Below are 25,099 nucleotides of genomic sequence, written 5' to 3' on the forward strand. Positions count from 1 at the left end.
CGGCGACGGTCCCCACGAGACAGCCGGCGACTACTACCCTTGGACAAGACATCCTCCTGATGAGTGGTTGGGACACCAAGCCCGTTTACCCCATCAGGGGGATGTCCTGATCTCCAACCATCCGTTCAGGTCTTTACTACGAGCAGGTCAGCGCGGGAAGGTGGTGTCGAGGAGGCGCAGCAGCGGGGTGGCCTTGACCGCGGTCTCCTCGTACTCGGCGGCGGGATCGGAGTCGGCGACGATCGCGCCGCCGACCCCGTAGCGGACGGAGCCCGGCGATAGTACGACGGTGCGGATCACCATCGCCAGGTCGAGAGCGCCGTCGATGCCGAACCAGCCGAAGACACCCGAGTACACCCCCCGCGCGCCGGCCTCGAGCTCGTCGAGGATCTCCATCGTGCGCAGCTTCGGCGCACCGGTCATCGACCCGCCGGGGAAGGCGGCTCGCACGCAGTCGATCGCCGACCGGTCGGCGCGCAGCCGGGCCCGCACGGTGCTCACCAGTTGGTGCACGGTCGCGTACGACTCGACGTCGAAGAGCCCGGTGACCTCGACGGAGCCGGGCCGGGCGACCCGCGCGAGGTCGTTGCGGACGAGGTCGACGATCATCAGGTTCTCCGCGCGGTCCTTGGAGCTCGCCGCCAGCTCGGCCGCGAGGCCGGCGTCCTCGGCGACGTCCGACCCGCGCGGCCTGGTGCCCTTGATGGGCCGCGACTCCGCGACGCCGGCGGCCGACACCGCGAGGAACCGTTCCGGTGACGTGCTCAGCACGGTGCGGTCGCCGAACCTGAGGTACCCCGCGTACGGGGCGGGCGCGGCGCGGCGCAGGAACCGGTACGCCTCCCACGGGTCCAGGTCGACGCTCGCCTCGGCGAGGTTGGTCAGGCACACCTCGTACGTGTCACCGGCGGCGATGGCGTCCTGGCAGCGTTCGACGAGGGCGAGGTACGCGGCGCGGCCGTGCCGCAGCCGCAGCCGCGCGCGCCCGGACGGCCGGGTCACGGCAGGTGCGGAGCGTTCCAGGGACGCGAGGCGCCTACGCATGCCGGCGAACCACGCGCTGACCTCGGCCGAGCCGTCATCGAGCGCCGCGAGGTAGGCGCGGCCGCCCGCGGTGTCGACCGCGAGCATCCGGTCGGCGAAGAGCAGCGCGGCGTCCGGGTCGGGCGAGCGGTGGACGCGCGCGCCACCGCACTCGGCCTTGAGCTCGTAGCCCAGGTACCCGACCCAGCCGAGCCGGAACGGCAGGTCGACGCCGGACACGTCGACGTCGTCACGCCGGTGCTCGCGGGCGAGCCAGTCGAAGAACGGCTCCTGCTTGGTCCAGGTATCGCCGCCAGAGCGCTCGGTGACGGTGCCCGCCCAGACGTCGGCCGTGACCACGCGTGCGTACGGACCCGACGCGTCGCCGAGGAACGACCAGTGCGCACGCGAGTCGCCCGGACGCGAGCTGTCGAGCCAGAAGGCGTGCGGGCTGTCGCGGAAGCAGGCGGCGAACGCCGCCTCGGCGTCGACGGAGAAGTCGAGGGCATCGACCCGGAGCCGAAGCGGTGACACGACGCCTCCTGTGTCCGACTGTGCCGGTGCTGGCGGTGGCCACCGGTTACTCGGACGCTACTGCCCCCGCCGGTAGGGGCGGTCCAGGGGCACGTCCGGGTTCAGGCGCACCCCGAACCCCGGAAGGTCGGGCACCCGCATCCGGCCGTTCACGGGAACGGGCTCATCGAGCAGCAGCGGCGCGAACGTGGGCACGACCTCGGTCGCCTCGGGATGCAGCATGAGGAACTCGGTGAACGGGCTGTTGTGGCACGTGACCACGAAATGGTACGAGTAGACGCTCGAGCCGTGGGGCACGACGAGCACGCCTCGCGCGTCGGCGAGCGTGGCGATCTTGACCAGCTCGGTGAGACCGCCGCACCAGTTGACGTCGGGCTGGAGGATGTCGGCGCAGTCCATCTCCAGGAGCATCCGGAAGCCCCACCTGGTCGCCTCGTGCTCGCCGGTCGTCACGAGCACGCCGGGCGACACCTTGGCCTTCAGCTCGGCGTATCCCCAGTAGTCGTCGGGCGGCAGGGCCTCCTCGATCCAGCGCAGGCCGTGGGCGGACGCGGCCCGCGCCAACCGCGTCGCGTAGTCGACGTCGAGTGCCATCCAGCAGTCGAACATCAGCCAGAAGTCGTCGCCCACGAGCTCGCGCATCGCGGCGAGCCGCTCCACCTCGTGCCTGATGCCGTCCGCGCCCTCGGCCGGTCCGCGCTGGACGGGCAACTTGCCGCCGATGAACCCCAGGTCCTTCGCGAGGTCGGGTCGCGGCCCGGTCGCGTAGAAGACGAGCTCGTCGCGCACCTGGCCGCCGAGCAGCCCGTGGACGGGCTCGCCGCGAAGCTTGCCCAGCAGGTCCCAGAGGGCGAGGTCGACCGCGCTGATCGCGTTGAGCACGAGGCCCTTGCGGCCGTAGTGCAACGTGCCGCGGAACATCTGGTCCCAGATCCGCTCGAGGTCGGAAGGGACGGCGCCCTCGACGAAGCGTGCCAGGTGCCTCTCCACGACGAACGCGGCCGGCTCCCCTCCCGTGGTGACCGCGAAGCCGACCGTGCCGTCGTCGGCCTCGACCTCCACCACGAGCGAACCGAGCACGTTGACGCCGTACGAGTGTCGGCTCGCCCGGTACTGCGGGTACTTCGACATCGGCGTCGCGATGTGGTCGTCGATCCAGTGGCCGGCGGCCTGGTCGTGGTAGTCCGCGCCCCCTCCGCGAGCGGTGAACGCACGCACCTCACGGACCTTCGGCAACGACATCGACGGGCTCCTCACGACTCTCGGGTGGGCAGGACCAGGACCTTGCTCGCCGTGTTGTCGCCGGAAGCAAGGTCCGTGAATGCGCGCGGCGCCTCGGCGAGACCGACCCGGCCCTCGATCAGCCGCGTCAGCTCGGGCGGAGCCGTACCGACCCACGCGGCGGTCTCACGGAACTCCCGGTGGTTGTAGGTGAAGGCACCGACGAGGCTGCGCTGACGCGTGCTGATCGCGTACGCATCGACGGTCAGCCGCGGGGACTGCATGCCGACGAGGACGATCCGGCCGCCCTCGGCCGAGCAGTCGAACGCCTGGGCGAGCGTGGCGTCGGTGCCGACCGCGTCGACGACGACGTCCGCCGGCCCGCCGAGCAGGTCGCGGACGGCAGCGCCCACGTCGTCGCCCTCGCCGGGGTCGACGACCGTCGCACCGATGTCACGCAACAGCGCGGACCTGTGCGCGTCGACCTCCGTCACCACGACGCCGTCCGCCCCGGTCCGCCGCGCGGCCAGGTAGCACGCCTGGCCGATCGGCCCCCCACCCACGACGAGCACGCGGTCCGCGGGCCCGACGCCACCGCGAGCGACCGCGTGGCAGCCGACCGCGAGGGGTTCGACGAGCGCACCGAGCTCCGCCGGCATGCCGTCGGGCAGCGGGACGAGATTGCGTGCCGGCACCGTCATCAGGTCGGCGAAGGCCGAGCTGATGGTCGGGTCGACGCCGATGACCCGCTTGTCCTGACACATCGACTGCTCGTGCCTGGCACAGGCGGCGCAGACGTCGCAGGCGATCACCGGAACGGCGGTGGCCAGCTGGCCGGGGAGCGCGACACCCGTCGCGGTGGCGCCCCCGTCGAGGACGATGCCGACGAACTCGTGTCCCATCACCTGTCCCGGGTGCCTGCGCCCGTTCTCGCCGGTGAACCCGTGGATGTCGGACCCGCAGATGCCCGTCGCCACCACCCGCAGGAGGACCTCGTCCGACCCGGGCGACGGGTCCCTCCTCTTCTCGACCGACATCTCCCCCGGCCCGTGGTACACCAGAGCACGCACTACTGCGTCACCACCTTCTGCTGTCTCGGCTTCGCCTCATACTCGTCGATGAAGCCCGACCTCAGGCGGATGGGCAGCACGCAGATCGTGCTCACGATGCACATGGCGATGACGTAGACCGCGATCGGCCACGAGGCGCCGTCGGCGGCGATCAGCAGCGCCGTCGCCACGAACGGCGCGATGCCGCCCGCGATCGGGGCGGAGATCTCCCTGATCGCGACGAGCCCCGTGACCCTGACGCGCGCGTCGAAGATCTCGGCGTACATCGCGGGCTGGGAGCCGCCCATCGCCGCGTAGAAGACGCCGAGGCTGACGATCATCGCGATCCAGATCAGCGCGGTGCTTCCCGTGTTCAGCAGGGCGAAGTACGGCACGATGAACGCGCCCAGCCCGGCGGCGCCGAGCAGGTACACCGGCTTGCGGCCCACCCGGCCCGAGATGAACCCGTACACGGGCACCATCACGAGCGCGACGGCCGAGGCGATCAGCAGTCCCGCCTGTCCGATCCCCGTGCCCACCTGCACCTGCTGGGCCAGGTAGGTGAGGACGAACGTGATGACGATGTAGCCGCCGCCGGTCTCGGCGAACCGCGTGCCCATGGCGAGCAGCAGCTCCCGCGGGTACGTGCGGAGCACCTCGACGACGGGGCGCCGTGCCAGTTCCTTCTTCCGCTGCAGCTCGACGAACTCGGGGCTCTCCGAGATGCGAAGCCGCAGGTAGAGCCCGACGCCGACGAGCACGATGCTCAGCAGGAACGGCACCCGCCAGCCCCAGGCGAGGAAGGTGCTCTCGCTCATGACGGCGGACAGCAGCTGCAGGACGCCGACCGAGCAGATGATGGCGACGAAGATCCCCGCGCTGGGGAGGCTCATGTAGAGGGCCCGGCGCCGTCGGGGCGCGTACTCGCCGGCGAGCACCACCGCGCCGCCGAACTCCGCGCCCGCGGCGAAGCCCTGGACGACCCGGAGCACCGTGAGCAGGACGGCGGCCCAGATGCCGATCTGTGAGTAGGTCGGCAGCAGGCCCATCAGCAGGGTCGCGACGCCCATGATCGTCATCGTCGTGACGAGCATGGCGCGGCGCCCGATCCGGTCACCGACGTGGCCGAAGACGAGACCGCCGATCGGGCGGGCGAAGAAGCCGAGCGCGTACGAGCCGAACGCCGCCAGGGTGCCGGCGAGAGGATCGAACTGGGGGAAGAACAGCACGTTGAAGATCAGGGCGGCGGAGAAGCCGTACAGGTAGAAGTCGTACCACTCCATGATGGTGCCGATCGTGCTGGCACCGACCACCCTCCTGACCAGGCTCTCGTTGCGCGGTGCCTCAGTGGCATGGCTACTCATGTCGGCCTCCTTGCCGTCGTCAGTACGCGGCGCTCTTGTCGGCGAGGTGCAGGAGCGACTCCCCGGCGAGGTCCCTGCGCAGGTTGGTGCAGAGCAGGTCGACCATCCGCTCGATCGAGGTGCCAGGCATCACGGCCGTGCTGTGCGGGCTGACGATCACGTTCGGCAGGTCCCACAGCGGGCTCTCGGCCGGCAGCGGCTCGGTCGCGAACACGTCGAGAGCCGCGCCGGCCAGGTGGCCGGACCGCAGGGCCTCGGTCAGTGCGTCCTCGTCGACGACGGTGCCGCGCCCGACGTTCACGAGGTAGGCGCCCGGCTTCATCGCGGCGATCGTGCCGGCGTCGATCAGCGCGCGGGTCTCCTGGGTGTCGGGGAGGGTCACCACGACGTAGTCGGCGTCCACGACGGCGGCCCCGATCTCCTCCGGCGGGTGCACGCGCTCCGCGAGCTCGCTCGGACGGGCGGTCCTGCGGACCCCGACCACCCGCATGCCGAACGCGCGCGCCCGGGTGGCGACCGCCGCGCCGATGCTGCCGAGTCCCACGACGCACATGACCCGTCCCGCGAGCGGCACGTGCGGGATCTCCCGCCAGCGCCGCTCCGCCTGCTGGACGCGGAGCACGTCCAGCCGCTTGTTGTAGGCCAGCACCGCCATCAGCGCGAAGTCGGCCAACGGCTCGTCGTGCACGCCCCGCGCCGTGGCGACCTGGACGGCAGACTCACGCAGCGACGCGGACCGGAACAGCTCGCCGGCACCCGCGGCGATCCCCTGGATCCACCGCAATGACGGAGTGCGCTCGGGGATCGCGTCGACGTAGGCGGGGTCGACGTCGAACATGACCTCGGCGCGGCCCATCAGCGCCAGCCAGCGCTCCTCGTCGTCGCGGCCGAACGGGCGCGGCGCGGCAGCCTCGGCAGACTCCGCGCGATCCTCGGCGAGGTGCAGCAGGCCGAGCCGGCCGACGGCGGGCAGCGCGAGCCGCGGGTCGTGCAGCACCTCGATGCGCTCGTCGACCGCCGCGATGCGGTCGAGCAGCCGTGGCGGGAGGTACCGGCACACCAAGACGACGGTCATCGGAGTTCACATACGAGAACTCGTATCGCTAACATGAACCCGATGATGGGGAGCGCGACGACGCCTGTCAAGGTGTGTCGATCACGACCGGAGGTGGTGCGGATGGGCGCGGACAACGGCGCGGTGAAGTCGGCCGACCGCGCGCTGGCGGTCCTCGAGCTGCTCGCCGCCTCACCGGGGCTGCGTTTCAGCGAGATCGCCGACCGGCTCGACCTGCCCCGATCGAGCGTGCACGGCCTGCTCGCCACGCTCGTCGGCCGCGGGTTCGTCGACCTGGACGGGCATCAGCACACGTACGCGCTCGGCATCAAGGCGTGGACCATCGGGCAGGCGTACGCGGGGCACCGCGACCTCGTCGGCATCGCGGAGCCGCTGATGGAGGAGCTGGCGCGGACGACGGGCGAGACCATCCAGCTCGCCCGCCTCGACGGCGTGGAGAACGTCTACATCGCGATCGCCGACTCCCCGCAGCCGATGAAGCTCGTGTCCGCCGTCGGCATGCGGCTGCCCGCGTACGCGACCGGCCTCGGCAAGGCCCTCCTCGCCGGGCTCGACCGCGACGACCTGCGCGGACGGCTCGACAGGATCGAGTTCGAGCGTTTCACCGCGCACACGGTCGCCGACAGGGAGTCGCTCGAGGCACAGCTCGACAGGGTCGCCGCCGACGGCTACGCGACCGACGACGAGGAGTACATCATCGGCTGCCGGTGCGTCGCGATGCCCGTGCGCGGGCGGGGAGGTCCGGTCGCCGCGATGTCCGTGTCCGCCCCCACGCCGAGATGCGGCCCCGACTGGGTGGCGCAGACGCGGCGGCGCCTCGCCGACACGGTGGCGCAGGTGGAGCAGAGGCTCGAGAGGTGACCGTGACAACGCCGCGTCGCTTCGACGGCGTCTACAGCGTGCTCGTCACGCCGTTCACGGCGGCGGGCGGGATCGACCTCGACGGGGTCGCACGCGTCGTCGACCACGCCGTCGACAGCGGCGTCACCGGCGTGGTCACCCTGGGCCTGGCGTCGGAGGTCGGCAGGCTCACCGACGACGAGCGCGAGGCTCTCGTCGCCGCGGTGGTCGCGGCGGCGGACGGGCGGGTCGAGGTCGTGGCGGGCACCGAGCACGCCGCGGGCGCACCCGCCGCACGCCGGGCCGCGCATGCGGCCGGGGCGGGCGCCGACGCCCTGATGGCGTTCCCTCCCGCCGGGGCCGCCGAGGCACAGCTGGTCGCGTACTACGCCGGGATCACCGAGGCGAGCGGACTGCCGGTCATCGTCCAGGACGCTCCCGCGTGGACCCAGGTGCGCCTGTCCACCGACCTGCTCGCGCGCGTCGGCCGAGAGGTGCCGCTCGCCCGGCACGTGAAGGTGGAGGCACCACCGACACCACCGCGGATCGCGGCCCTGCACGCCGCCGGCCTGGAGTGCATCGGCGGTCTCGGCGGGCTGTACCTCGCCGAGGAGCTCGACCGGGGCGTCACCGCCACCATGCCCGGCTGCCTGTTCCCGGGCGTGTACGTCGAGATGCTCCGCTCCCACGCGGCCGGGGACTCGCAGGTGGTGCAGCGCGCGTACGCCGAGCTGCTGCCGCTGACGGTGTCGCTCATGTCGTCGCTCGACGTCTTCGTCGCGGTGCACAAGCACGTGCTCTGGCGACGTGGGCTCATCGCCACGCCGGCACTCCGCGGGCCGGCACAGCCGCCGGACGCGCGCCAGCTCGACTGGTGCGTCGGGCTCGCCGAACGGCTTACGGACCGGTTCCTGCCCCGCTCGCGGGGTACACGGCCATTAGGGTGATCGCGTGCGAGTCGGGCTGTTCGTCACCTGCGTCAACGACGCCCTGTTCCCGGAAACGGGCAAGGCGACCGTCCGGTTGCTCGAACGGCTGGGGTGCGAGGTCGACTTCCCGCTCGACCAGACCTGTTGCGGGCAGATGCACTTCAACACCGGCTACCGGCCCGAGTGCACGCCGATCGTGCGCGGCTTCGTCGACGCGTTCCGCGGATACGACGCGGTCGTCGTGCCGTCCGGGTCGTGCGCCGGCATGATCCGGCACTACCACCCCGTGGTGGCCGACGAGTCCGGGTCGGCCGCGCTCCGGTCGGGAGTCGCCGACACCGTGCCCCGGGTCCACGAGCTGACGGAGTTCCTCGTCGACGTCCTCGACCGGGTCGACGTGGGTGCGCGCTTCCCGCACCGGGTGACGTACCACCCGACGTGCCACTCGCTGCGGCTGCTCGGCGTCGGCGACCGGCCGTTGCGCCTGCTGCGGGCGGTCGAGGGCATCGAGGTGGTCGACCTGCCGGCGGCGGAGGAGTGCTGTGGCTTCGGCGGCACGTTCGCGGTGAAGAACCCCGACGTGTCGACGGCCATGGGCGTCGACAAGATCGGCCACATCGAGGAGACCGGCGCCGAGGTCGTCGTCGCCGGCGACAACTCGTGCCTCACTCACCTCGGCGGCCTGATCGGCAGGAGGCAGGTGGGCGTACGCACCATGCACCTGGCCGAGGTGCTGGCATCGACGGGCGACGCGGCATGAGCGGCACAGCCAAGGACGCGTTCCTCGGCATGCCGCCGTTCCCCGACGCGGCACGCGCCGCCCTGGCCGACACGCAGCTGCGCACAAACCTCTCACGCGCGACGTCGACCATCCGCGGCAAGCGCGCCCGCGCCGTGGCCGAGCTGCCCGACTGGGACGAGCTCCGCCTGGCGGGCGCGGCGATCAAGGACCGCACGTTGCGGCACCTCGACACGTACCTCGAGCAGTTCGAGCGTTCCGTGGAGGCGGCCGGCGGCTCGGTGCACTGGGCACGCGACGAGACCGAGGCGTGCCGGGTCGTGACCGACATCGTGCGGCGCCACGCGGCGTCCGAGGTCGTCAAGGTCAAGTCGATGGCCACCCAGGAGATCGGGCTGAACGAAGCGCTCGACCGCGCCGGGATCAGCGCGTGGGAGACCGACCTCGCCGAGCTGATCGTCCAGCTCGGCGACGACACCCCGAGCCACTTCCTCGTGCCCGCGATCCACCGCAACCGCAGCGAGATCCGCGACATCTTCGCGTCCCGGATGGGCGATGCCGGCCGTCCCGCACCCGACGACCTCACCGACGAGCCACGCCGGCTCGCCGAGGCGGCACGGCTGCACCTGCGGGAGAAGTTCCTCTCCGCCCGGGTCGGCATCTCCGGCGCCAACTTCGCCGTCGCCGAGTCGGGCACCCTCGTCGTCGTCGAGTCCGAGGGCAACGGCCGGATGTGCCTGACGCTGCCCGAGGTGCTCGTCTCGGTGGTGGGCATCGAGAAGCTCGTGCCGACGTGGAGCGACCTCGAGACCTACCTGCAGCTGCTGCCCAGGTCGTCGACGGCCGAGCGGATGAACCCGTACACCTCGACCTGGACCGGCGTCACTCCCGGCGACGGCCCGCAGGAGGTGCACGTGGTGCTGCTCGACAACGGGCGCTCGCGGGCACTCGCCGACGTCGTCGGCCGGCAGGCGCTGCGCTGCATCCGGTGTTCGGCGTGCCTCAACGTGTGCCCGGTGTACGAACGGACCGGCGGGCACGCGTACGGCTCGGTCTACCCCGGGCCGATCGGCGCGATCCTCAATCCGCTGCTGCACGGCACCGACGACCCGCACGACGCAGAACTGCCGTACGCGTCGAGCCTGTGCGGTGCGTGCTACGAGGTGTGCCCGGTCGCGATCGACATCCCGTCGGTGCTCGTCGAGCAGCGTGCGGCCGTGGTCGACGCGAAGCGCGGGTCACGCAAGCCAAACGCGGAGCGGGCGGCGATGCGGGCGGCGGCGTGGGTGCTCTCCGACCCGAAGCGCCTCGCACGGGCGGAACGGGCGGCGTCGGCGCCCGCCTCGCGAGCACTCGCGAGGCGGGTGCGCCGACTGCCTGGGCCGTTGGCCGGCTGGTCCGACAGTCGGGACATCCCCCCGCCCCCGGGCGAGTCGTTTCGCGCATGGTGGCGACGTACCCGCAAGACGTCCTGATCGGTCAGGCCTTGACCTCGACCCTGCTCGTGTCGTCCCATGGACGAGCGACGGCGTCCAGATGCGTACGCAGGTACGCGACCTGGTCACCCCTTCCCATGTGGGAGTCGACCCCTTCGACCAGCCAACGCCAGGCATCGGCGTCATAGCCGGCCATGTCGAGCCACCACGTGCGGCGCTTACCTGACACGACGACCTCCAGACGGCCCCCGAGCCAGTAGCAGGTTTCACGGGCGAATCGCGCAGCCGTCGCGTCCTGTTACGCAGCCCCGTTACCGGTCCGACGCTCGGTATAACCAACCGACCGACTGGTTACGGTGCGGCACCGGTTCTCAACTACCGAGACGTGTCCTCACGACAGCAGCGATCGTTCGTGCTGCACGCTCGGCGGAATGCCGTGCTCTCGTTCGTAGTCGTCGAGCAGGTCGTCGAGTGGCTTGTACGTTCCGAGCAGGATCGGCTCGCCGCCGTCCTTGGGCACGACGATGGGCCTGCCCATCACCGACGCCAGGAAGTCCCCCGTGGTGAGGAACTCCACCGAGTCCCAGATGAAGACGAAGCACCACGCGCGCTCGCGGATGTAGCGGCGGTCGATCGCTACCTCGTGACCACCGGGGGACGAGCTGTCCCGCAGCAGTTGCGCCGCAACCGCCTCTGCCTCTTCTACGTTCATCGTCCCGTCCTAGGTCGTGGGAAGGAATCCGAGCGTATGAAAGCTCTCCAGCGTGGCCAGGGTGCCGATCTGGCCGTCGATGAACATGACGCCGTTCCTGTCGTAGATCACGTTGAAGACGTGGCCGACAGTCCCCGGACCTCTGTTGATGGCCACGATCCCGCGTGACCCTGGTCCCGCCTGGTTCATCATTCGGACAATATCGTCGTACGACGAGACACCCTTCCACCCATGTCGGCTGCCCCCGGAGACGTCGTAGAGCGAGGCTCCGTTCTGTCCCTTGACGGGCATTGCGCTCGCGGGGCTGCCACCGAGAGTGGAGTCGGTCGCGAGCACGCACCGCGTGCAGTTCATGTTGTGACCGTCCCAGCGTGCCTCGTATCGGGTGGCGTTCACACCCTCGACCGCCGGGTACTCGTGTCGGACGATCGCACGCGCGATCTCCGGAGGGACCGACCCGGCGTGCAGCGCCTTCTCGGTGCCACCGGGCACGGTCGTGGCGAGATGCTTGACGCCATGCGGCTGCGGTGGAAGTCGCAAGGCTCCCGAGTCCCCGCCGGTCCCGTGTCCGCTGGTCCCGTGGTCTGCCGCGCTGTCGTGTGGCCGTGTGGGGGCGTCGTCGGGGAGCCTGGTCACCGTCGACGAGTCATGGCCACCGTGATCGGTACGCGCCGGCGGCGGGTCGTCGATGCGGGCGGCGATCGGGTCGTCGAGGTCGGGCAGGCGTGGGTGGGCGTCCCGACCGGCGGTGCGAGCGAGATCGTCGACGGCGGGGAGCTTGCCGCCCGTCGCGACGCCGTCGGGCAGTAGCGACCCTGGCGTCCCTGGGTGCACGCCGGGGATTTCGTCGAGGAGTGCCGGCGGGCCGTCGTCGAGGTGGCCCGCCAGCTTGCCGACCAGGCCGGCCTCGCCGGCACCGTGCGCACCCTTGACGAGCTTCGCCACCGTGCCGGCCTCCCCGCCGGGGAGGAAGAACGTCCCGACGTTGAACACCGTCGCCCCCGCGGCACGTGCCGGGTCGTGTTTCCACGTGTCCCAGGCGATGATGCCCTTCCCCATGTCCAGCGCCGATCTCTCGCACGCCTTGACCCATCCCGGAGTGACCCCCAGGGCATGCGACGCTCCCACGAACGGCGTGACGATCGGGTTGGTCCACAGCGCGATTCCCGCGACGCCCTTGCCGAGGCCCGCCCACGCCAGTCCGGTGTTCTTCGCCTCCCGGCCCACCTGCCCCCAGGTGCCGTGGCCGGTCAGGGCCATGAGGGCCGCGGTGTAGGTGTTGTTGAACGTCAGCTGGTTGAGACCCAGCAGCGTCCCGCCGAGTCCGTCGACGAGGATGCCCTTGTAGAAGCTGACGTACGCGCCGAGGACGCCGCACTCCCACGGGGCCTCCCAGCCCGCGGCCGTCCCCCAGGGCGTGTCGGCGTCGTCGGGGATGTCGTCGAAGCCGTAGGCGTTCTCCGGTTTGCCCGGCTCGTCCGCCGCATGCCACTGACGGCCGCCGAACAGGCCCTCGATCCGGTTCGCGCACCGGCGCTCGATCGCCGCCTTCAGCTCCACCTGGGTGTTGACCTGCCGGATCAGGTCGTTGTTCTGCCCGACCGCGTCCTTGTCCCGGTCCCAGTCCTCCCCCTCGTCCTCGATCGAGGATCTGAACCGCACCGCCTGCAGGAACAGCGACTGCAGGTTCTCGGCAACCGGCCGCATCTCCTGGACGTAGTCCGCGAGGGCGTCGCCGACCTGCTCCAGGTCACCGCCGAAGCTCAGCCCGCCGGAACGCACCTGCGCCGTCGACGACAGCAGCTCCCACCGCTCGGGAGCGTGATAGCACCCCTCGAGGCCCTGGAACCGCGAGTGCACCTGCGTGCCCGCGACCTTGCACTCCCCCGCCGCGGTGCGGAACTTCCGCGCCCCGGCGTCCACCGCGACCAGATCACCGTCGAAGAGCGGGATACCCGACGGATCGATCGCAGTCCCGGCGTATCCGGAGCCATCGGCAGCCACCCGTGTCATCGGTCACTCCTCACCGACGCCGGGGCGCGAGCTCGGCGACCGTGCCCGCGTTCCGCTGGGCGTTCGCGGCCATCTCGAGGTCGCCCTGCAGGTAGGCGTTCGTCGCCTTCACCGCGCCGCCCAGCGACGACATGGTCTGCTTGACCAGGTGGGGAAGGGTGTTCTCGTGGTGGGACGCGAAGTGGACGATGGCCAACGAGACGATCGGGCTCCCCGCGCCGCCGGCCGCCGACTTCGCGCCGCGGGAGTAGTGCTTCCCCACCCGCTCGAAACCGCGTCCCGCCGCCTGGGTGCTCCGGACGACGCCCTGCACGCCGGCGGGCTCGATGTCCCACTTCGCCATGTCGATCTCCCTCGGCCGCCGGAGCCACGATGTCCGGCGCATCGGTCACGAGGGTGCGATACGAGGTGGCGCGATCTGGTTCGCGCGAGGTCTTACGAGAGTGTGACGGGTTACCCGTCGGTCAGCTCGGGCTTGCGGGCGATCACGAGGTAGTTCTTCGGCATGCCGGACTTGACGTGCTTCCAGCGAACGTCCGCGCGGGCGAACGCGCCCGTGAGCATCGAGGCGAGCAGCCGGGTGGACCACAGCAGCGGGCCGAGGTAGACGATCCGCCAGCCCGGCTTCAGCCTGCGCGGATCCTTCGGCAACGCGGTCGCCATCATCTTGAACTGGTAGGAGACCGTCCCGAAGTAGCCCTCGAGCCACTCCAGCCGCTGCACCTGGAAGCCGGCCTGCTCGAAGAGGTGGCGCAGCCCGTACTGGGTGTAGCGGTAGAAGTCGTACGGTCGCTGGTGCTCGTGGAAGTAGAGCGGGACGCTGCAGAGGATCCGGCCACCCGGCTTGAGTACGCGGTTGAGCTCGGCGAGCACGGCCGGCGGGTCGGGGAGGTGCTCGAGGACCTGGTTGAACAGGATCCGGTCGAACCGCCCGTCCTCGACCGGGATCTTGGTCAGGTCGCACACGTAGTCGAGCTGGGTGTACCCGGTCTGGAGCTGGGCGAAGTCGGCGGCTTCGTAGGTGGCGTGCCGGAACAGTCTTCGGTACGGACCGCGACCCGCCCCCGCGTCCAGGACGAGCATCTCGGGTGCCGTGGACCTGGCGAACCGCCTGTTGATCCGGGCGAGGTGCACCCGGGACGGGTTGACGGGCCGTCTGCGCCTGCGCTGGAACATCGGCGGAGTCTAACGGTGACACGAGCATTCGTCATCGTCACCGGGCGTAGGCGCCCGGCGCGAGCGCGGTTGCTACCATCTGCCGCACGGAATCGGCCGCCGTGCGGGAGGACGCATGTGCGGCGTGGATCTTGGGCAACTTTCCGTTCACAACACGCAAAGCTCGTCAACCAGGTACCCCGTTCGGCGGTCTGTCACTGGACCGACCGGCGGCAGGCGACTGGTGGTGGCTGGCCGACACACTGCCGGTGAGTGCGGCTCAGGAGGGACAGGACATGCGCGTCAGGTTCTTGGCGTTCGGTGTCAGTAGCGCGACCGGGGGTGTGCGCTCGATCGTGAACCAGGCGAACGCGCTGGCCGGGCACCACGACGTCGAGGTCGTAACCGTGTTCAAGGACTTCACGAAGCTGCCGTTCAAGCTCGACCGGCGCGTGCGCCGGCGGCGGCTGATGCAGGTGGACCGGTCGTGGCCCAAGCAGCAGATCCTCGAACGGCTCGCACGCCGGCCGAGCAAGTACGTGCCCGAGGACGAGCACCGTTACGCGGACTTCTCCCGCGCCACCGACGTCGTCTTGAAGCGCTACCTGGGCAGCCTGGACGGCGGCGTGCTGGTCTCCACCCGGCCGGCGCTCAACCTCCTCTCGGCGCGGTTCGGCTCCTCCTCGGTGGTCAGGATCGGGCAGGACCACATGAACTACCGCTCCTACCCCGAGGGTCTGGCCGGGCAGATCAGGCGCTGGTACCCCAAGCTCGACGCCGTCGCCACGCTCACCTCACGTGACGCCACGGAGTACGCCGACGCGCTCGGCGCCGAGGCCCGTGTCGTGCACATCCCCAACCTGGTGCCGATGCCCGACACCGAACCGGCCCCGCTCGACTCGAAGGTCGCGGTCGCGGCGGGCCGTCTCACCTCGCAGAAGGGCTTCGACATGCTGATCGACGCCTGGGCCAAGGTCGCGGCCAAGCACCCCGACTGGGAGGTGCGCATCTTCGGCAGCGGGCGGCACCGCGAGCAGCTCCGCGCCCACATCGACAGCACCGGCATGGCCGAGCACGTCCGGCTCATGGGCACGACCAAGAAGCTGGAGAAGCAGATCCGTGGGAGCGCGATGTACGTCCTCAGCTCACGGTACGAGGGCCTGCCGATGACCATCCTCGAGGCGATGCAGCAGGGCGTGCCCGTGGTCGCGTTCGACTGCCACACCGGACCCGCGGACATCATCACCCACGACCGTGACGGGATCCTGGTGCCACCCAACGACGTCGACGCCCTGGCCACCGCGATCGTGGAGATGATCGAGAACCCCGAACGCCGCCGCGCCCTGGGCGCGGAGGCACACACCTCGATCCGGCGGTTCTCCGGCGAGAGTATCCGGCCCCAGTGGGAGAAGCTCTACGCCGAGCTCGGCGCGCACTAGGGATCAGCGGCGCCGGGCGCGGGGGTTCGCCGGAGCCTTGGCCTCCTCCTCGTCGAGGTAGGCCTTCACGACGGTCTCGGCGTCCCCGTCCATGCGGAGAACGCCCTGGTCGAGCCAGATCGCGCGATTGCACGTCTTCGTGATGGTCGTCATGCTGTGGCTGACCAGGAAGACGGTGCCCGCCTGCTCGCGCATCTCGCGGATGCGCTCCTGGCTCTTCCTGCGGAAGTCCGCGTCGCCGGTCGCCAGCGCCTCGTCGACGATGAGCACGTCGTGGGTCTTCGCGGCGGCGATGGCGAACCGCAGTCGCGCACCCATGCCGGACGAGTAGGTGTTCATCGGCAGCTTGATGAAGTCACCGACCCCGGAGAACTCCACGATGTCGTCGTAGGCGGCCCTGGCCTCGTCCCTCGTCATGCCCATGGCGAGGCAGCCGAGCTCGACGTTGCGCTCGCCGGTGAGGTTGCTCATCAGTGCGGCGTTGACGCCGAGGAACGACGGCTGTCCCTGGGCGTAGACCGTGCCACTCGCGGGGGGCAGCAGTCCCGCGATGGCGCGCATCAACGTGCTCTTGCCTGACCCGTTCCTGCCGACGACGCCGATGGCGTCACCCTCGTACGCGGTGAAGGACACGCCCTTGACGGCGTGCACCTCCTTGACCTTCGTCCGCTGCTCGCGCGAGATCAGCCGTCTCAGCGCGCCGGTGGCCGAGCCGCTCTTGCCGTTCGACCTGTACACGCGGTAGACGACGTGCAGGTCGGTGACGATGACGGTCGGCGGCCGCCCGACGTCGGCGGTTGACTCATCCACGACCGTAGGTCTCCTCACGCTGCCAGAAGAAGATGAACCCACCGATGAGCATGAGCACCGACCAGAACGCCGCGACCAGCCAGACATTCAGCCCGAACGACAGCTGCATCGGCACGTAGCTGTCGAGCAGCACGCTGCGGTAGAGGTCGAGGAAGATCGCGCCCGGGTTGAGCTGGATGATGGGGTGGATGGGTCCCGGCAGGTTGCCGAGCCGCTGGTCGATCGAGAAGAAGACGCCCGAGGAGTAGAACCAGATCCTGGTGAGGAACGGCAGCAGCTGGTTGATGTCCTGCGCGCCGGCCCCGATGCGTGCCCAGGTCAGGCCGAGGCCGAGGTTGAACATGGTCTGCAGGATCATGGCGGGCGCGACGAGCAGCCACTTCACGCTCAGTGGTTCACCCGTCACCAGGATGATGCCGAACAGCACGACCATCGAGATCAGCAGCTGCCTGAACTCGACGAGCACGAACGACAGCGGCAGGACGGCGCGCGGGAAGTGCAGCGTGCGGATCATGGAGCGCCTGCTGCTGATCGACTTGGCGCCGTTGTTGAGCGAGCGCGTCAGGAAACCGAAGACGAAGACTCCGGTGATGAGGAACGCAGGGTAGTTGTCGACGCCGCGCTTCAGGTCGAGCAGGAGACCGAACAGCAGGTAGTAGATGGACGCCTGCAGCAGCGGGGTGAGCACCTGCCACAGCTGGCCGAGCAGGGCCGACGAGTACTTCGACGTCGACCGGGCCGACGCGTAGGCGAGGATGAAGTGCCTGCGCGCCCACAGTCGGCGGATGTACTCGGGGAGCGAGGGGCGCGCGGTGGCCTCGATCAGCCCGTAGCGAGCAGCGAGCGCCACGGGGTCAACGCGTTCCGCGTCGCTGGTGGTCATGAGCCGCCGTCCGGAGTGAGCATCGCAGCGGACCGGAGCGCATACCGCGCCCTCGCACCCACTGAGCGAGGAGCGGAGCGCAGGACGGCGGCGGGACACACGGTCATGGAAGGCACCTTACGATCTCAGGTCACGGAGACGGGCCTGGTGGGCGGCGGTCGTCACCGGTCGGCCGCCGCCGACGGCTGTTCCCAGAGCTCCTGGCGCGCCACGTAACGCCGTGTCCACGGCTTGGCGGTGCCCGGCCAGTGGACGAGCTTGGGGTCGGCGACACGCTCGTTGCTCGGCGTGTGCGCCCACGCGGGCGGCAGGACGGCTCTGTCCGGGCCCGTGTAGAGGGTGAGGAGCTCCCGGGAGCTCATGCGGAACCGTTCGAGGTAAGGCAGCAGAGCGTCGCTCGAACCGTCTGCGCGCATCCGGGCGAGGTCGGCGACGAGCACGTCGGTGTCGAACGCGTCGAAGTCGAACACGTGGCGTTCGTGCACGCGCCGGAACAGGTCGTGCGCCGCCTCGGCGTCCGGGTGCAGCCGTTGGGCCGCCTTGTAGAACCGGCCGAAGCCGCTGGACGCCGAGGTGCCGAGTGACGTGCGGGCGGCGAGCGGGTGTCCGCCGAGGTCCCACTCGGCCAGCTCAACGACGTCGCCGAGCACCACGGCGGCCGGGGGCAGGACGGTGATCCGCTCGACGTCACCGAGCAGCTCGGGAAGCAGCGTCATCGCGACGTCCCTGGTCAGGCTGTCACAGGGGAGCCAGTGGACGGCCAGGTCGGGGAAGGCGTCGGCGATCCGCTCGTGGTCCTTGGGCCCGCATCCCCACGCGAGCAGCCACAACCGGATCGGCCGGGACGCCCGGGCACGCACCGACTCCAGCGTGTGGCGCAGGAACCGGACGTCGCCGGCCGCGACGCGGATCAGGACGTCGACCGCATCGGACACGTCGGGGCCCGTGGTCACGGTCGCCGCGCGGACGAGCTTCGTGGCCTCGACGACGTTCAGTGACGGCGCGGGCAGGGCTGCGCCCGCGGTGTGGCGCTCCCTGGCGAAGGCGACGTCGTCGGCACAGGCCTCGCGCCACACCCGGTAGACCTCGTCCTGCGGGCTGCCAGCGAGGATCGTGCTCAGCACGGTCTGGAGCCGCGCGAGCATCCTGGAGCGGATCGTCTCGAACTCGGTCTCGTCGATGTCGATCAGTCCGTTGAACCTGATGTCGGCCCGGTTGGACGGCCGGAAGTCGACGCCGAGCCCGAGCGAGCGCGACGGCAGGTAGCAGTGCAGTCGCGGAGTGACCACCGACGTGAAGTTCTGCCGGTAGCGCTCGAGCAGCGTGACGGCGTCACGCATGTTCGTCACGAAGTCGTTCTGCTTCACCGCCCCGTAGGAGTGGCGGGCGGTGGGTGCACCCTCGGGCACCTGGTCGGCGGGGACGTCCACGTAGACCGTCGCGGGCTCGGCGGGCCCCGGGTCGGGCGGGAACACCGTGTCGACGGTCGTGGTGAGGCATCCGGAGAAGAACGCGGGGACACCGAGCGACAGCAACAGGTCGACCGTGGTCCAGTCGCGGCAGCCGACGGGGGCGTACCGGCGCAGGTACTCGACGGCCTGCTCGTTCAGCATCTGCCGCTTGCTGCAGTGGAACGACACGAAGATCGGCCGCAGGTTCGGGTGCATCGGGAAGTCGTGCCGCAGGCCGAACAGCGGGTGCATGTACCAGCCGAAGGCGAGTAGCCAGGTGCCCTCGGGGAACGCCTCGAAGGTGGAGGCGTCGCGGTCGAGCGTGTACAGCGCGACGTCACTCGGCGAGGTCTGGAGCCGGCGCTCGGCCCGCACCCGCTGCTGCATCTCTCCGACGAACCCGGTGAGGTCCGCCGGACCGTGGAAGCGCACGTTCTCGTGCCGGACGAGGTGACCGAGTGACGCCAGCGTCTGGACGTGGTCGCCGATGTTCGCCGACGTCTTCGCCCGACCCGGTTGACGGTAGTCGATCAGCGCGAACGGGATCCGGCCGTCGACCGGCTGCGGGGCGGTGGCCCCGGCCTCCGCGGCCATCCACGGCTTCAGCCACGCGATCTCGACGTCCGCGATCCCCCACTCCTCCGGCCGGTCGCCGGCGCGTCGCGCCAGGAGGTCGTACGCCTGCCTGGCCGACTCGAGCTCACCGGTGACGAAGGCGAACCTGAGCACCTCGAACCACGCCTGCGGTCCGAGGTCGGCCGGCCGGTCGGCGAGCAACTGCCGGACGGCGTCGACCGCCTCCTCCCGGTCGCAGAGGTACGCGGCCGTGAGGTACTCCGAGGTCGCGTGCGCGCGCCACAGGTCGAGCGGGACCTCGCGGAACTCCGTGCGGGCCAGCTCGGGAAGGCGGCGGTGGACACCGACGATGCCGGCTGCCAGGTGACCCGCGGTTGCGGTCTTCGCCTCGGCGGCGAGCATGTCGGCGAACGACACCGCCGCGCCGGTCCTGTGGTCCTTGACCAGGTCTCTGACGGTGACGGACGCGGCGGCCTCAGGCGCCAGGCCGCGCTTCAGGTGCGTGCGGTAGAGGTGCTGAACACCCGGCCTGGCGATGCCCGTGGCCGGGGTCTCCGAACCCGCCGGGGTGGCACCCTGCTCGGTGCGATCCGCGGCCGAGGAAGCTCGTAGTCCTCGACGGATCGCCAGGAGCGGGGCGAGCACGAACCTCGGCAGGCGCTCGCGGGCCGGTCGGCGGACCCGGACGGGTCGGTCCATGAGTCTCCTCAGCGTACGTTCGTCGGCAGGACGCGGAGAGCGCGGGGTCGGTCTGGGCAGGCGGAGCGACGTGCCCGCGTCCTGCTCAGCGACCGGGTGCGGCCCGGGCGATCGACGTGGTCAGGACTTCTTCTTCTGCCACCAGCGGAGCTTCCGGGCGTCCTCGCCCTTGACGATGTGCAGGCGGCCGAGCTTGACGAACTCGTAGCCGTCGCGGCGCGCGAAGTACTCGTCGATGGCCTTCTTGCAGCCGGACCACTGGTAGTAGTCGTCGATGACGAGGCGGCCGCCGGCCACGAGGTGCGGCTCGATCCGCTGCAGGCAGGTCATCGTCGACTCGTACCAGTCGGCGTCGAGGTGGGCGACCGCGACCGGGCCGTCGACGTGCAGCGTGTCCTCGAAGTAGCCCTTGACCAGCTCGACGTTGGACTCCTTGACCGGGACGCCGTACTGCTCGAACGACGCCGTGACCTCGCCGAGCAGGTCGTCGTGGTAGCCGTAGTAGGTGCCGCCGCCGATGCCCTTCGACTTGCCCGACGTGATCCTCGCGTACCGCTTGTGGACGTCCTCGCCGTCCTTGTCGGTGGGCGGCGGGATCATGTCGAACGCGTCATAGACCCGCATCTCACGCTCGGCCGACTTCACCAACGCCATCAGGATCGCCGAGCCGCCGAGGGCCGTGCCGGCCTCGATGACCTGGCCCTGCAGGCCCCTGTCCTCGGCCTCCTGCACCGCGTCGGCGAGATCCTGCAGACAGCGCTCGTTCAGGTAGGTGAGGTGGTCTGATCGCACGCGCGCGATCACGTCCGCGATGTCGGTGGGCGTACTCACGTCGACTGTCCTCCAGAGCGGTGATGCAGGGTTCGTGGGCCTCACGGCCGGGACTGCACGTTACTCCCGCGCCGTTCGCGATCACGTGGCGACCTGCGATGGCCACGTCGCCGACGGCGCAGCCGCCGACCCTACCCGGTCCACGATGCGGACCGGGGGGTCACCCGCGGTGACCAGTCGCCGGCCCGTGCCCGCCCGGCCCGGACCCGGCCTCGTCGGCGAGGAGCGCGGCGGCAACGGTGTCCGCGTGACGGTACGCCCAGCCGCCCAGGGCATGGATGGGTTCGAGCAGCTCGACGCCCGGCTCGGTCAGCTCGTACTCGACCCGCGGCGGTGCCTCGGCGTACCTGCGGCGGCGTACGAGCGAGGCCCGCTCGAGACGCCGCAGCGTCTCGGTGAGCACCTTGTGGCTGATCCCGCCGATGCCTGCCTGCAGGTCGCCCGGCCGCATCGGCCCGTCGCGCAGCGCGTACACCACGACCGCGGTCCAGCGGGTGGCGAACAGGTCGAGCGCCACCCGCGCCGGGCAGTCGGCGAGGAAGTCGCCGTACGGCTCGAACTCCGCCGGTTGTACGGCCATCGGTCGATCCTCTCCCGCCCGTTACGCACCCGCCGGTGCGTCACGACCCGCCTAGCGTGACGTGGCCACGCTAACCACACGCAGGAGGACATCGATGAGGATCGGGACGATCGGCGCCGGCACGATGGCCGAGACGCTGGCCGGCGGCTGGGCGCGCGCCGGGCACGAGGTGCGCATCGGCGCGCGCTCGGAGGAACGCGGGGCCGCCCTCGCCGACCGCCTCGGCGGGCGAGTCCGGAGCGCGAGCCCGAGCGAGGCCGCCGCGTTCGGGGACGTGACGCTACTGGCCGTCCCCGGCGAGTCGGCCGAGGACGCCCTCCGGGCGGCCGGCGCCGCCGACGGCACCCTGGCGGGCAGGACACTGGTCGACTGCACGAACGCCTTCGCACCCGGCGCGTTCACGGCACCGCCGGGCTCGTTCACCCTCGCGGACGACACGGTGGCCGAACGGGTGGCCCGGGTCGCCGCCGGCGCGTCCGTGGTCAAGGCCTTCAGCATGCTGGCGGCCGAGGTCTGGCAGGCGGGCGCACGAACGTTCGAGGGACGCCCGCTCGTCGTGCCGCTGTGCGGCGACGATCCCGCGGCGCTGGCGACCGTCCGCCGGTTGGTCGCCGACCTGGGACTCAGCGCCGTCGACGGCGGCGGCCTGCACCGGGCCCGCTACGTCGAGGCGATGACCGTCTTCGTGATGGGCCTGTGGTTCGCCGGGCACGACGCCCGCGCGATCCTGCCGCCGCTCGAGGCGGCCTTCGCGCGACCCGACGACGACCAACGGCCCGCACGCACCTGACGCGGCACGGCGACCCGTCGCGTACGGTGAACCGCGTGCAGGAATCGGTGAACGGCGCCCGCGACGAGATCCTCGGGCGCGTCCGCGAGGCCCTGCGCGACGTGCCGGGTGACGAGCGCGCGGAGGACGTCACCGTCCCGCGCGACTACCGGCACACCGGAGACCCTACGGTCGACCGGCTGGCGCTCTTCGCCGAACGGGTCGAGCACTACGAGGCGTCGGTGCTCACCGTGACCGACGACGCACTCGCCGCGGCGGTCGCGACCAGGCTGGCCGAGCGCGGCGTGCACCGCGTCGTGGTGCCCCTCGACCTGCCGGACGAGTGGCTCGCCGCGACCGATGCCGACGTCGTGCGCGACGACGGCACGCTCACCCCGCGCCGGCTCGACGAGCTCGACGGCGTCGTCACCGGCTGCGCGATCGCCGTCGCCGAGACCGGCACCTTCGTCCTCGACGCCGGCGCAGCACAGGGCCGCCGGGCCCTCACCCTCGTGCCCGACTACCACCTGTGCGTCGTGCTCGCCGGCCAGGTCGTCGCGACCGTGCCCGAGGCGGTGGCACGGCTCGACCCCATGCGCCCGCTCACCTGGGTCAGCGGGCCGTCGGCCACCAGCGACATCGAGCTCTCCCGGGTCGAGGGCGTGCACGGCCCCCGCACCCTCGACGTCCTGCTCGTCGACCGCTAGCCGCTCAGGTCGCCGATCGCCTTGGCGGCCAGGTCCACGTCGTCCTCGGTGTTCCACAGGTGGAAGCCCATCCGGACGTTGCCCGCCCGCACGGACATCGCGCACCCGGCCTCCCGCAACCGGCGTTCCGCATCGCCGCCGGGATCTGCGAACGCCACCACCGCGCCGCCGCCGGGAGGCAGGCCGATCCGCGTGCGCAGCGCGTCGGCAAGCCCCGTGTCGTGCGCGTGGACGGCGTCGACCCCGATGCCGGTGAGCACCTCGAGCGCTGACGCCGCCCCCACCCAGGACAACCAGGCGGGCGACACGTCGTACCGCCTGGCCGTCGACGCGAGGGTCATCTCCGGCCCGTAGGTGGAGTCCCACCGGGACTCGCCCGCGTACCAGCCGGCGTGGAGTGGCCGGATCCACTCCATGAGCTCGGGGCGGACGGTGAGGAACGCGGTCCCGCGCGGCTGACACAGCCACTTGTAGCCCGACGCCGCGGTGACGTCGTACGCCGAGGCGTCGACGGGCAGCCAGCCGGCGGCCTGCGTGAGGTCGCAGAACGTCCTCGCCCCGACGCGTGCCGCAGCCTCGCGGACGGCGTCCCCGTCGGCGATCGCGCCGTCCGCGGACTGGACCAGCGAGAACGCGACGAGACCCGTCCGCGGACCGATCTCGTCGGCGAGGCGGGCGAGCGGGACGTGCCGGACGGTCACGCCGCGGTCCGCGTGCACGAGGAACGGGAACACCACGGAGGTGAAGTCGCCGTGCGGGAGCACCACCTCGGTGCCGTCGGGCAGCGCCGCGGCGACGAGCGCGGCGGCCACCGACACCTGCGGGCCCACCGCGACCCACGACTCGGGCACGCCGACGAGATCGGCGTACAGCTCGCGGGACCGCTGCACGGCGGCGTCGTACCCGGGCGCGGACGCCGCACCGTGCGCCCAGGCGTCGAGCGCCTCATGCAGCACCTCGACGGTCGCCTGCGGGGGCAGGCCGATCGTCGGTGCGTTGAGGTACCCGGCGGGTGCGGTGGTCCACTGCGGGTGCGGTGATCTCATGGGGAGAACCTCTCGCCACGAGCCGCACGGGACAAGGTCCACTTCACGAGTTCTGGCCCCACCACCGCCCGAGCAGGCCAGTTTCCGCTCAGTGGCCCGGCCGACGCTCGGGTGCGGCTGCGCATACTGGCCGCGTGCCCCGCCGCCACGTGCTCCTCGCCCTGCTCGTCGTCGTCATCTGGGGCGTCAACTTCGTCGTGGTCGAGATCGGTCTCGAGTCGTTCCCACCCTTCCTCTTCGTGGCACTGCGCTACCTCCTCACCGTGCTCCCCGCCGTGTTCCTCGTCCCGCGCCCGAGGGCACGGCTGCGGCACGTGATCGCCGTCGGCCTGTTCCTCGGCGTGGGACAGTTCGGCCTGCTGTTCCTCGGCATGAGCATCGGCATGCCGCCCGGCCTGTCGTCGCTCGTCCTGCAGTGCCAGGCCATCTTCACCGTCGCCTTCGGGCTCGTCGTGATCAAGGAACGGCCGACACCGCACCAGGTCGTCGGCCTGCTCGTGGCGGCGTCCGGCATCGTCGTCATCGCGGTCAGCCGGGGCGGGCGCACCGACCTGCTGCCGCTGCTCCTCGTCATCGGCGCCGGGGTGTCCTGGGGCGCGGGCAACATCGCGACACGGATCGCGACCAGGTCCGCCGCGGCGCAGCCGGCGCCGGTGGACGGGGCCGGGCGAGACGGCCGCGGTCGGCTCGGCAAGCGGGCGGGCGAGGGGTTCCGGCTGCTGATCTGGTCGAGCCTCGTGCCGCCACTGCCGTTGCTCGGGCTGTCCCTCGGGTTCGAGGGTCCGCAGGCGATCGGGGACGCGCTGAGCACGCTCTCGTGGTCCGGCGTCGGTGCCCTGCTCTACCTCGTCGTGCTGGCCACGATGGTCGGGTTCGGCATCTGGGTGTCCCTCCTGCAGAGGTATCCGGCGGCGGCCGTCGCGCCGTTCTCGATGCTGGTGCCGATCGTGGGCATCACGACCGCCTGGCTGGTCTACGACGAGCGGATGACCCTCGCCGAGGTCGTGGGCGGGGCGCTCGTGCTGCTCGGGCTCGCCGTGCTGAACCGGCTCGTCGGCGGGCGCCGCTGACCAGCGGCCGTAGTAAAGACCTGAACGGATGGTTGGAGATCAGGACATCCCCCTGATGGGGTAAACGGGCTTGGTGTCCCAACCACTCATCAGGAGGATGTCTTGTCCAAGGGTAGTAGTCGCCGGCTGTCTCGTGGGGACCGTCGCC

Annotated in this window: 24 protein-coding genes; 8 read left to right on the forward strand and 16 right to left on the reverse strand. The window is 71.0% G+C overall.

The window, feature by feature from the left end; translation table 11 throughout:
• Positions 1-147: 147 nt before the first annotated feature.
• From pabB to GEV10_23625, 5 genes are read right to left on the reverse strand one after another with little or no spacing between them, the layout of a single operon-like run.
• The gene (pabB, locus tag GEV10_23605; GenBank protein ID MQA81429.1) at positions 148-1,557 is read right to left on the reverse strand and encodes an aminodeoxychorismate synthase component I; all 1,410 of its coding nucleotides are present in this window, start codon (positions 1,555-1,557) and stop codon (positions 148-150) included.
• Positions 1,558-1,614: 57 nt separating this feature from the next.
• Positions 1,615-2,799 carry an L-rhamnonate dehydratase gene (gene rhmD / locus GEV10_23610; protein MQA81430.1) on the reverse strand — a complete coding sequence of 395 codons (1,185 nt, stop codon included), beginning with the start codon at positions 2,797-2,799 and terminating at the stop codon, positions 1,615-1,617.
• Positions 2,800-2,810: 11 nt separating this feature from the next.
• A complete protein-coding gene (locus tag GEV10_23615) occupies positions 2,811-3,848 on the reverse strand; it encodes an alcohol dehydrogenase catalytic domain-containing protein (protein MQA81431.1) in 1,038 nt (345 codons plus the stop codon).
• Positions 3,848-5,191, reverse strand: a complete 1,344-nt coding sequence (locus tag GEV10_23620; protein MQA81432.1) for an MFS transporter — start codon at positions 5,189-5,191, stop codon at positions 3,848-3,850. The genes GEV10_23615 and GEV10_23620 overlap by 1 nt, the downstream gene beginning before the upstream one ends.
• A gap of 19 nt (positions 5,192-5,210) precedes the next feature.
• Positions 5,211-6,266 carry a D-2-hydroxyacid dehydrogenase gene (locus tag GEV10_23625; protein ID MQA81433.1) on the reverse strand — a complete coding sequence of 352 codons (1,056 nt, stop codon included), beginning with the start codon at positions 6,264-6,266 and terminating at the stop codon, positions 5,211-5,213.
• Positions 6,267-6,368: 102 nt separating this feature from the next.
• Here GEV10_23625 and GEV10_23630 point away from each other — a divergent pair, with 102 nt between their 5' ends.
• Genes GEV10_23630 through GEV10_23645 form a run of 4 tightly spaced genes read left to right on the forward strand, consistent with a single transcriptional unit; the run spans position 6,369 to position 10,249 of the window.
• Complete coding sequence (locus GEV10_23630; GenBank protein MQA81434.1) at positions 6,369-7,127, forward strand: helix-turn-helix domain-containing protein; 759 nt, start codon at positions 6,369-6,371, stop codon at positions 7,125-7,127.
• A complete protein-coding gene (locus GEV10_23635) occupies positions 7,046-8,053 on the forward strand; it encodes a hypothetical protein (protein ID MQA81435.1) in 1,008 nt (335 codons plus the stop codon). Before GEV10_23630 ends, GEV10_23635 begins: the two co-directional genes overlap by 82 nt.
• Positions 8,054-8,057: 4 nt before the next feature.
• A complete protein-coding gene (locus GEV10_23640; protein ID MQA81436.1) occupies positions 8,058-8,795 on the forward strand; it encodes a (Fe-S)-binding protein in 738 nt (245 codons plus the stop codon).
• On the forward strand, positions 8,792-10,249 hold the full coding sequence (locus GEV10_23645) for an iron-sulfur cluster-binding protein (protein ID MQA81437.1): 1,458 nt from the start codon (positions 8,792-8,794) through the stop codon (positions 10,247-10,249). Before GEV10_23640 ends, GEV10_23645 begins: the two co-directional genes overlap by 4 nt.
• A 4-nt stretch (positions 10,250-10,253) precedes the next feature.
• Here the strand turns inward: GEV10_23645 and GEV10_23650 are convergent, their stop codons facing one another.
• From GEV10_23650 to GEV10_23670, 5 genes are all read right to left on the reverse strand, one after another.
• Positions 10,254-10,439: a hypothetical protein gene (locus tag GEV10_23650; protein MQA81438.1), complete on the reverse strand. Its 186-nt coding sequence runs from the start codon at positions 10,437-10,439 to the stop codon at positions 10,254-10,256.
• A 162-nt stretch (positions 10,440-10,601) separates the two neighbouring features.
• Entirely contained in the window at positions 10,602-10,922 is a 321-nt protein-coding gene (locus GEV10_23655) for a hypothetical protein (GenBank protein ID MQA81439.1), read from the reverse strand.
• Between the two features lie 9 nt (positions 10,923-10,931).
• Positions 10,932-12,935 (reverse strand): hypothetical protein, encoded by a 2,004-nt coding sequence (locus tag GEV10_23660; protein ID MQA81440.1) that lies wholly within the window; start codon positions 12,933-12,935, stop codon positions 10,932-10,934.
• A 10-nt stretch (positions 12,936-12,945) separates the two neighbouring features.
• The gene (locus GEV10_23665) at positions 12,946-13,278 is read right to left on the reverse strand and encodes a hypothetical protein (protein MQA81441.1); all 333 of its coding nucleotides are present in this window, start codon (positions 13,276-13,278) and stop codon (positions 12,946-12,948) included.
• Positions 13,279-13,388: 110 nt separating this feature from the next.
• A complete protein-coding gene (locus GEV10_23670; protein MQA81442.1) occupies positions 13,389-14,111 on the reverse strand; it encodes a methyltransferase domain-containing protein in 723 nt (240 codons plus the stop codon).
• 275 nt (positions 14,112-14,386) lie between these two features.
• Here GEV10_23670 and GEV10_23675 point away from each other — a divergent pair, with 275 nt between their 5' ends.
• Positions 14,387-15,529, forward strand: a complete 1,143-nt coding sequence (locus tag GEV10_23675) for a glycosyltransferase (protein ID MQA81443.1) — start codon at positions 14,387-14,389, stop codon at positions 15,527-15,529.
• 3 nt (positions 15,530-15,532) lie between these two features.
• On the opposite strand, the gene GEV10_23680 is transcribed toward GEV10_23675, so the two are convergent.
• The 5 genes from GEV10_23680 to GEV10_23700 all read right to left on the reverse strand — a co-directional run bounded on the left by GEV10_23680 (position 15,533) and on the right by GEV10_23700 (position 21,359).
• Entirely contained in the window at positions 15,533-16,426 is an 894-nt protein-coding gene (locus GEV10_23680; GenBank protein ID MQA81444.1) for an ATP-binding cassette domain-containing protein, read from the reverse strand.
• Positions 16,332-17,222: an ABC transporter permease gene (locus GEV10_23685; protein ID MQA81445.1), complete on the reverse strand. Its 891-nt coding sequence runs from the start codon at positions 17,220-17,222 to the stop codon at positions 16,332-16,334. The genes GEV10_23680 and GEV10_23685 overlap by 95 nt, the downstream gene beginning before the upstream one ends.
• Before the next feature lie 161 nt (positions 17,223-17,383).
• Complete coding sequence (locus tag GEV10_23690; protein ID MQA81446.1) at positions 17,384-19,948, reverse strand: hypothetical protein; 2,565 nt, start codon at positions 19,946-19,948, stop codon at positions 17,384-17,386.
• A gap of 120 nt (positions 19,949-20,068) precedes the next feature.
• Entirely contained in the window at positions 20,069-20,779 is a 711-nt protein-coding gene (locus GEV10_23695; GenBank protein MQA81447.1) for an asparagine synthase, read from the reverse strand.
• Between the two features lie 160 nt (positions 20,780-20,939).
• The gene (locus GEV10_23700) at positions 20,940-21,359 is read right to left on the reverse strand and encodes a transcriptional regulator (GenBank protein MQA81448.1); all 420 of its coding nucleotides are present in this window, start codon (positions 21,357-21,359) and stop codon (positions 20,940-20,942) included.
• A gap of 94 nt (positions 21,360-21,453) precedes the next feature.
• Between GEV10_23700 and GEV10_23705 the strand changes: the two genes are divergently transcribed.
• Positions 21,454-22,149, forward strand: coding sequence for an NADP oxidoreductase (locus GEV10_23705; GenBank protein ID MQA81449.1), 696 nt, complete (start codon positions 21,454-21,456; stop codon positions 22,147-22,149).
• Between the two features lie 47 nt (positions 22,150-22,196).
• Positions 22,197-22,835 (forward strand): lactate utilization protein C, encoded by a 639-nt coding sequence (locus GEV10_23710; protein ID MQA81450.1) that lies wholly within the window; start codon positions 22,197-22,199, stop codon positions 22,833-22,835.
• On the opposite strand, the gene GEV10_23715 is transcribed toward GEV10_23710, so the two are convergent.
• Complete coding sequence (locus tag GEV10_23715) at positions 22,832-23,881, reverse strand: aminotransferase class V-fold PLP-dependent enzyme (GenBank protein ID MQA81451.1); 1,050 nt, start codon at positions 23,879-23,881, stop codon at positions 22,832-22,834. The genes GEV10_23710 and GEV10_23715 overlap by 4 nt on opposite strands.
• Positions 23,882-24,015: 134 nt before the next feature.
• Here GEV10_23715 and GEV10_23720 point away from each other — a divergent pair, with 134 nt between their 5' ends.
• Positions 24,016-24,951 (forward strand): EamA family transporter, encoded by a 936-nt coding sequence (locus GEV10_23720; GenBank protein ID MQA81452.1) that lies wholly within the window; start codon positions 24,016-24,018, stop codon positions 24,949-24,951.
• Positions 24,952-25,099 lie beyond the last annotated feature (148 nt).

It is taken from the genome of Streptosporangiales bacterium (genome assembly GCA_009379955.1).
Classification (GTDB): domain Bacteria; phylum Actinomycetota; class Actinomycetes; order Streptosporangiales; family WHST01; genus WHST01.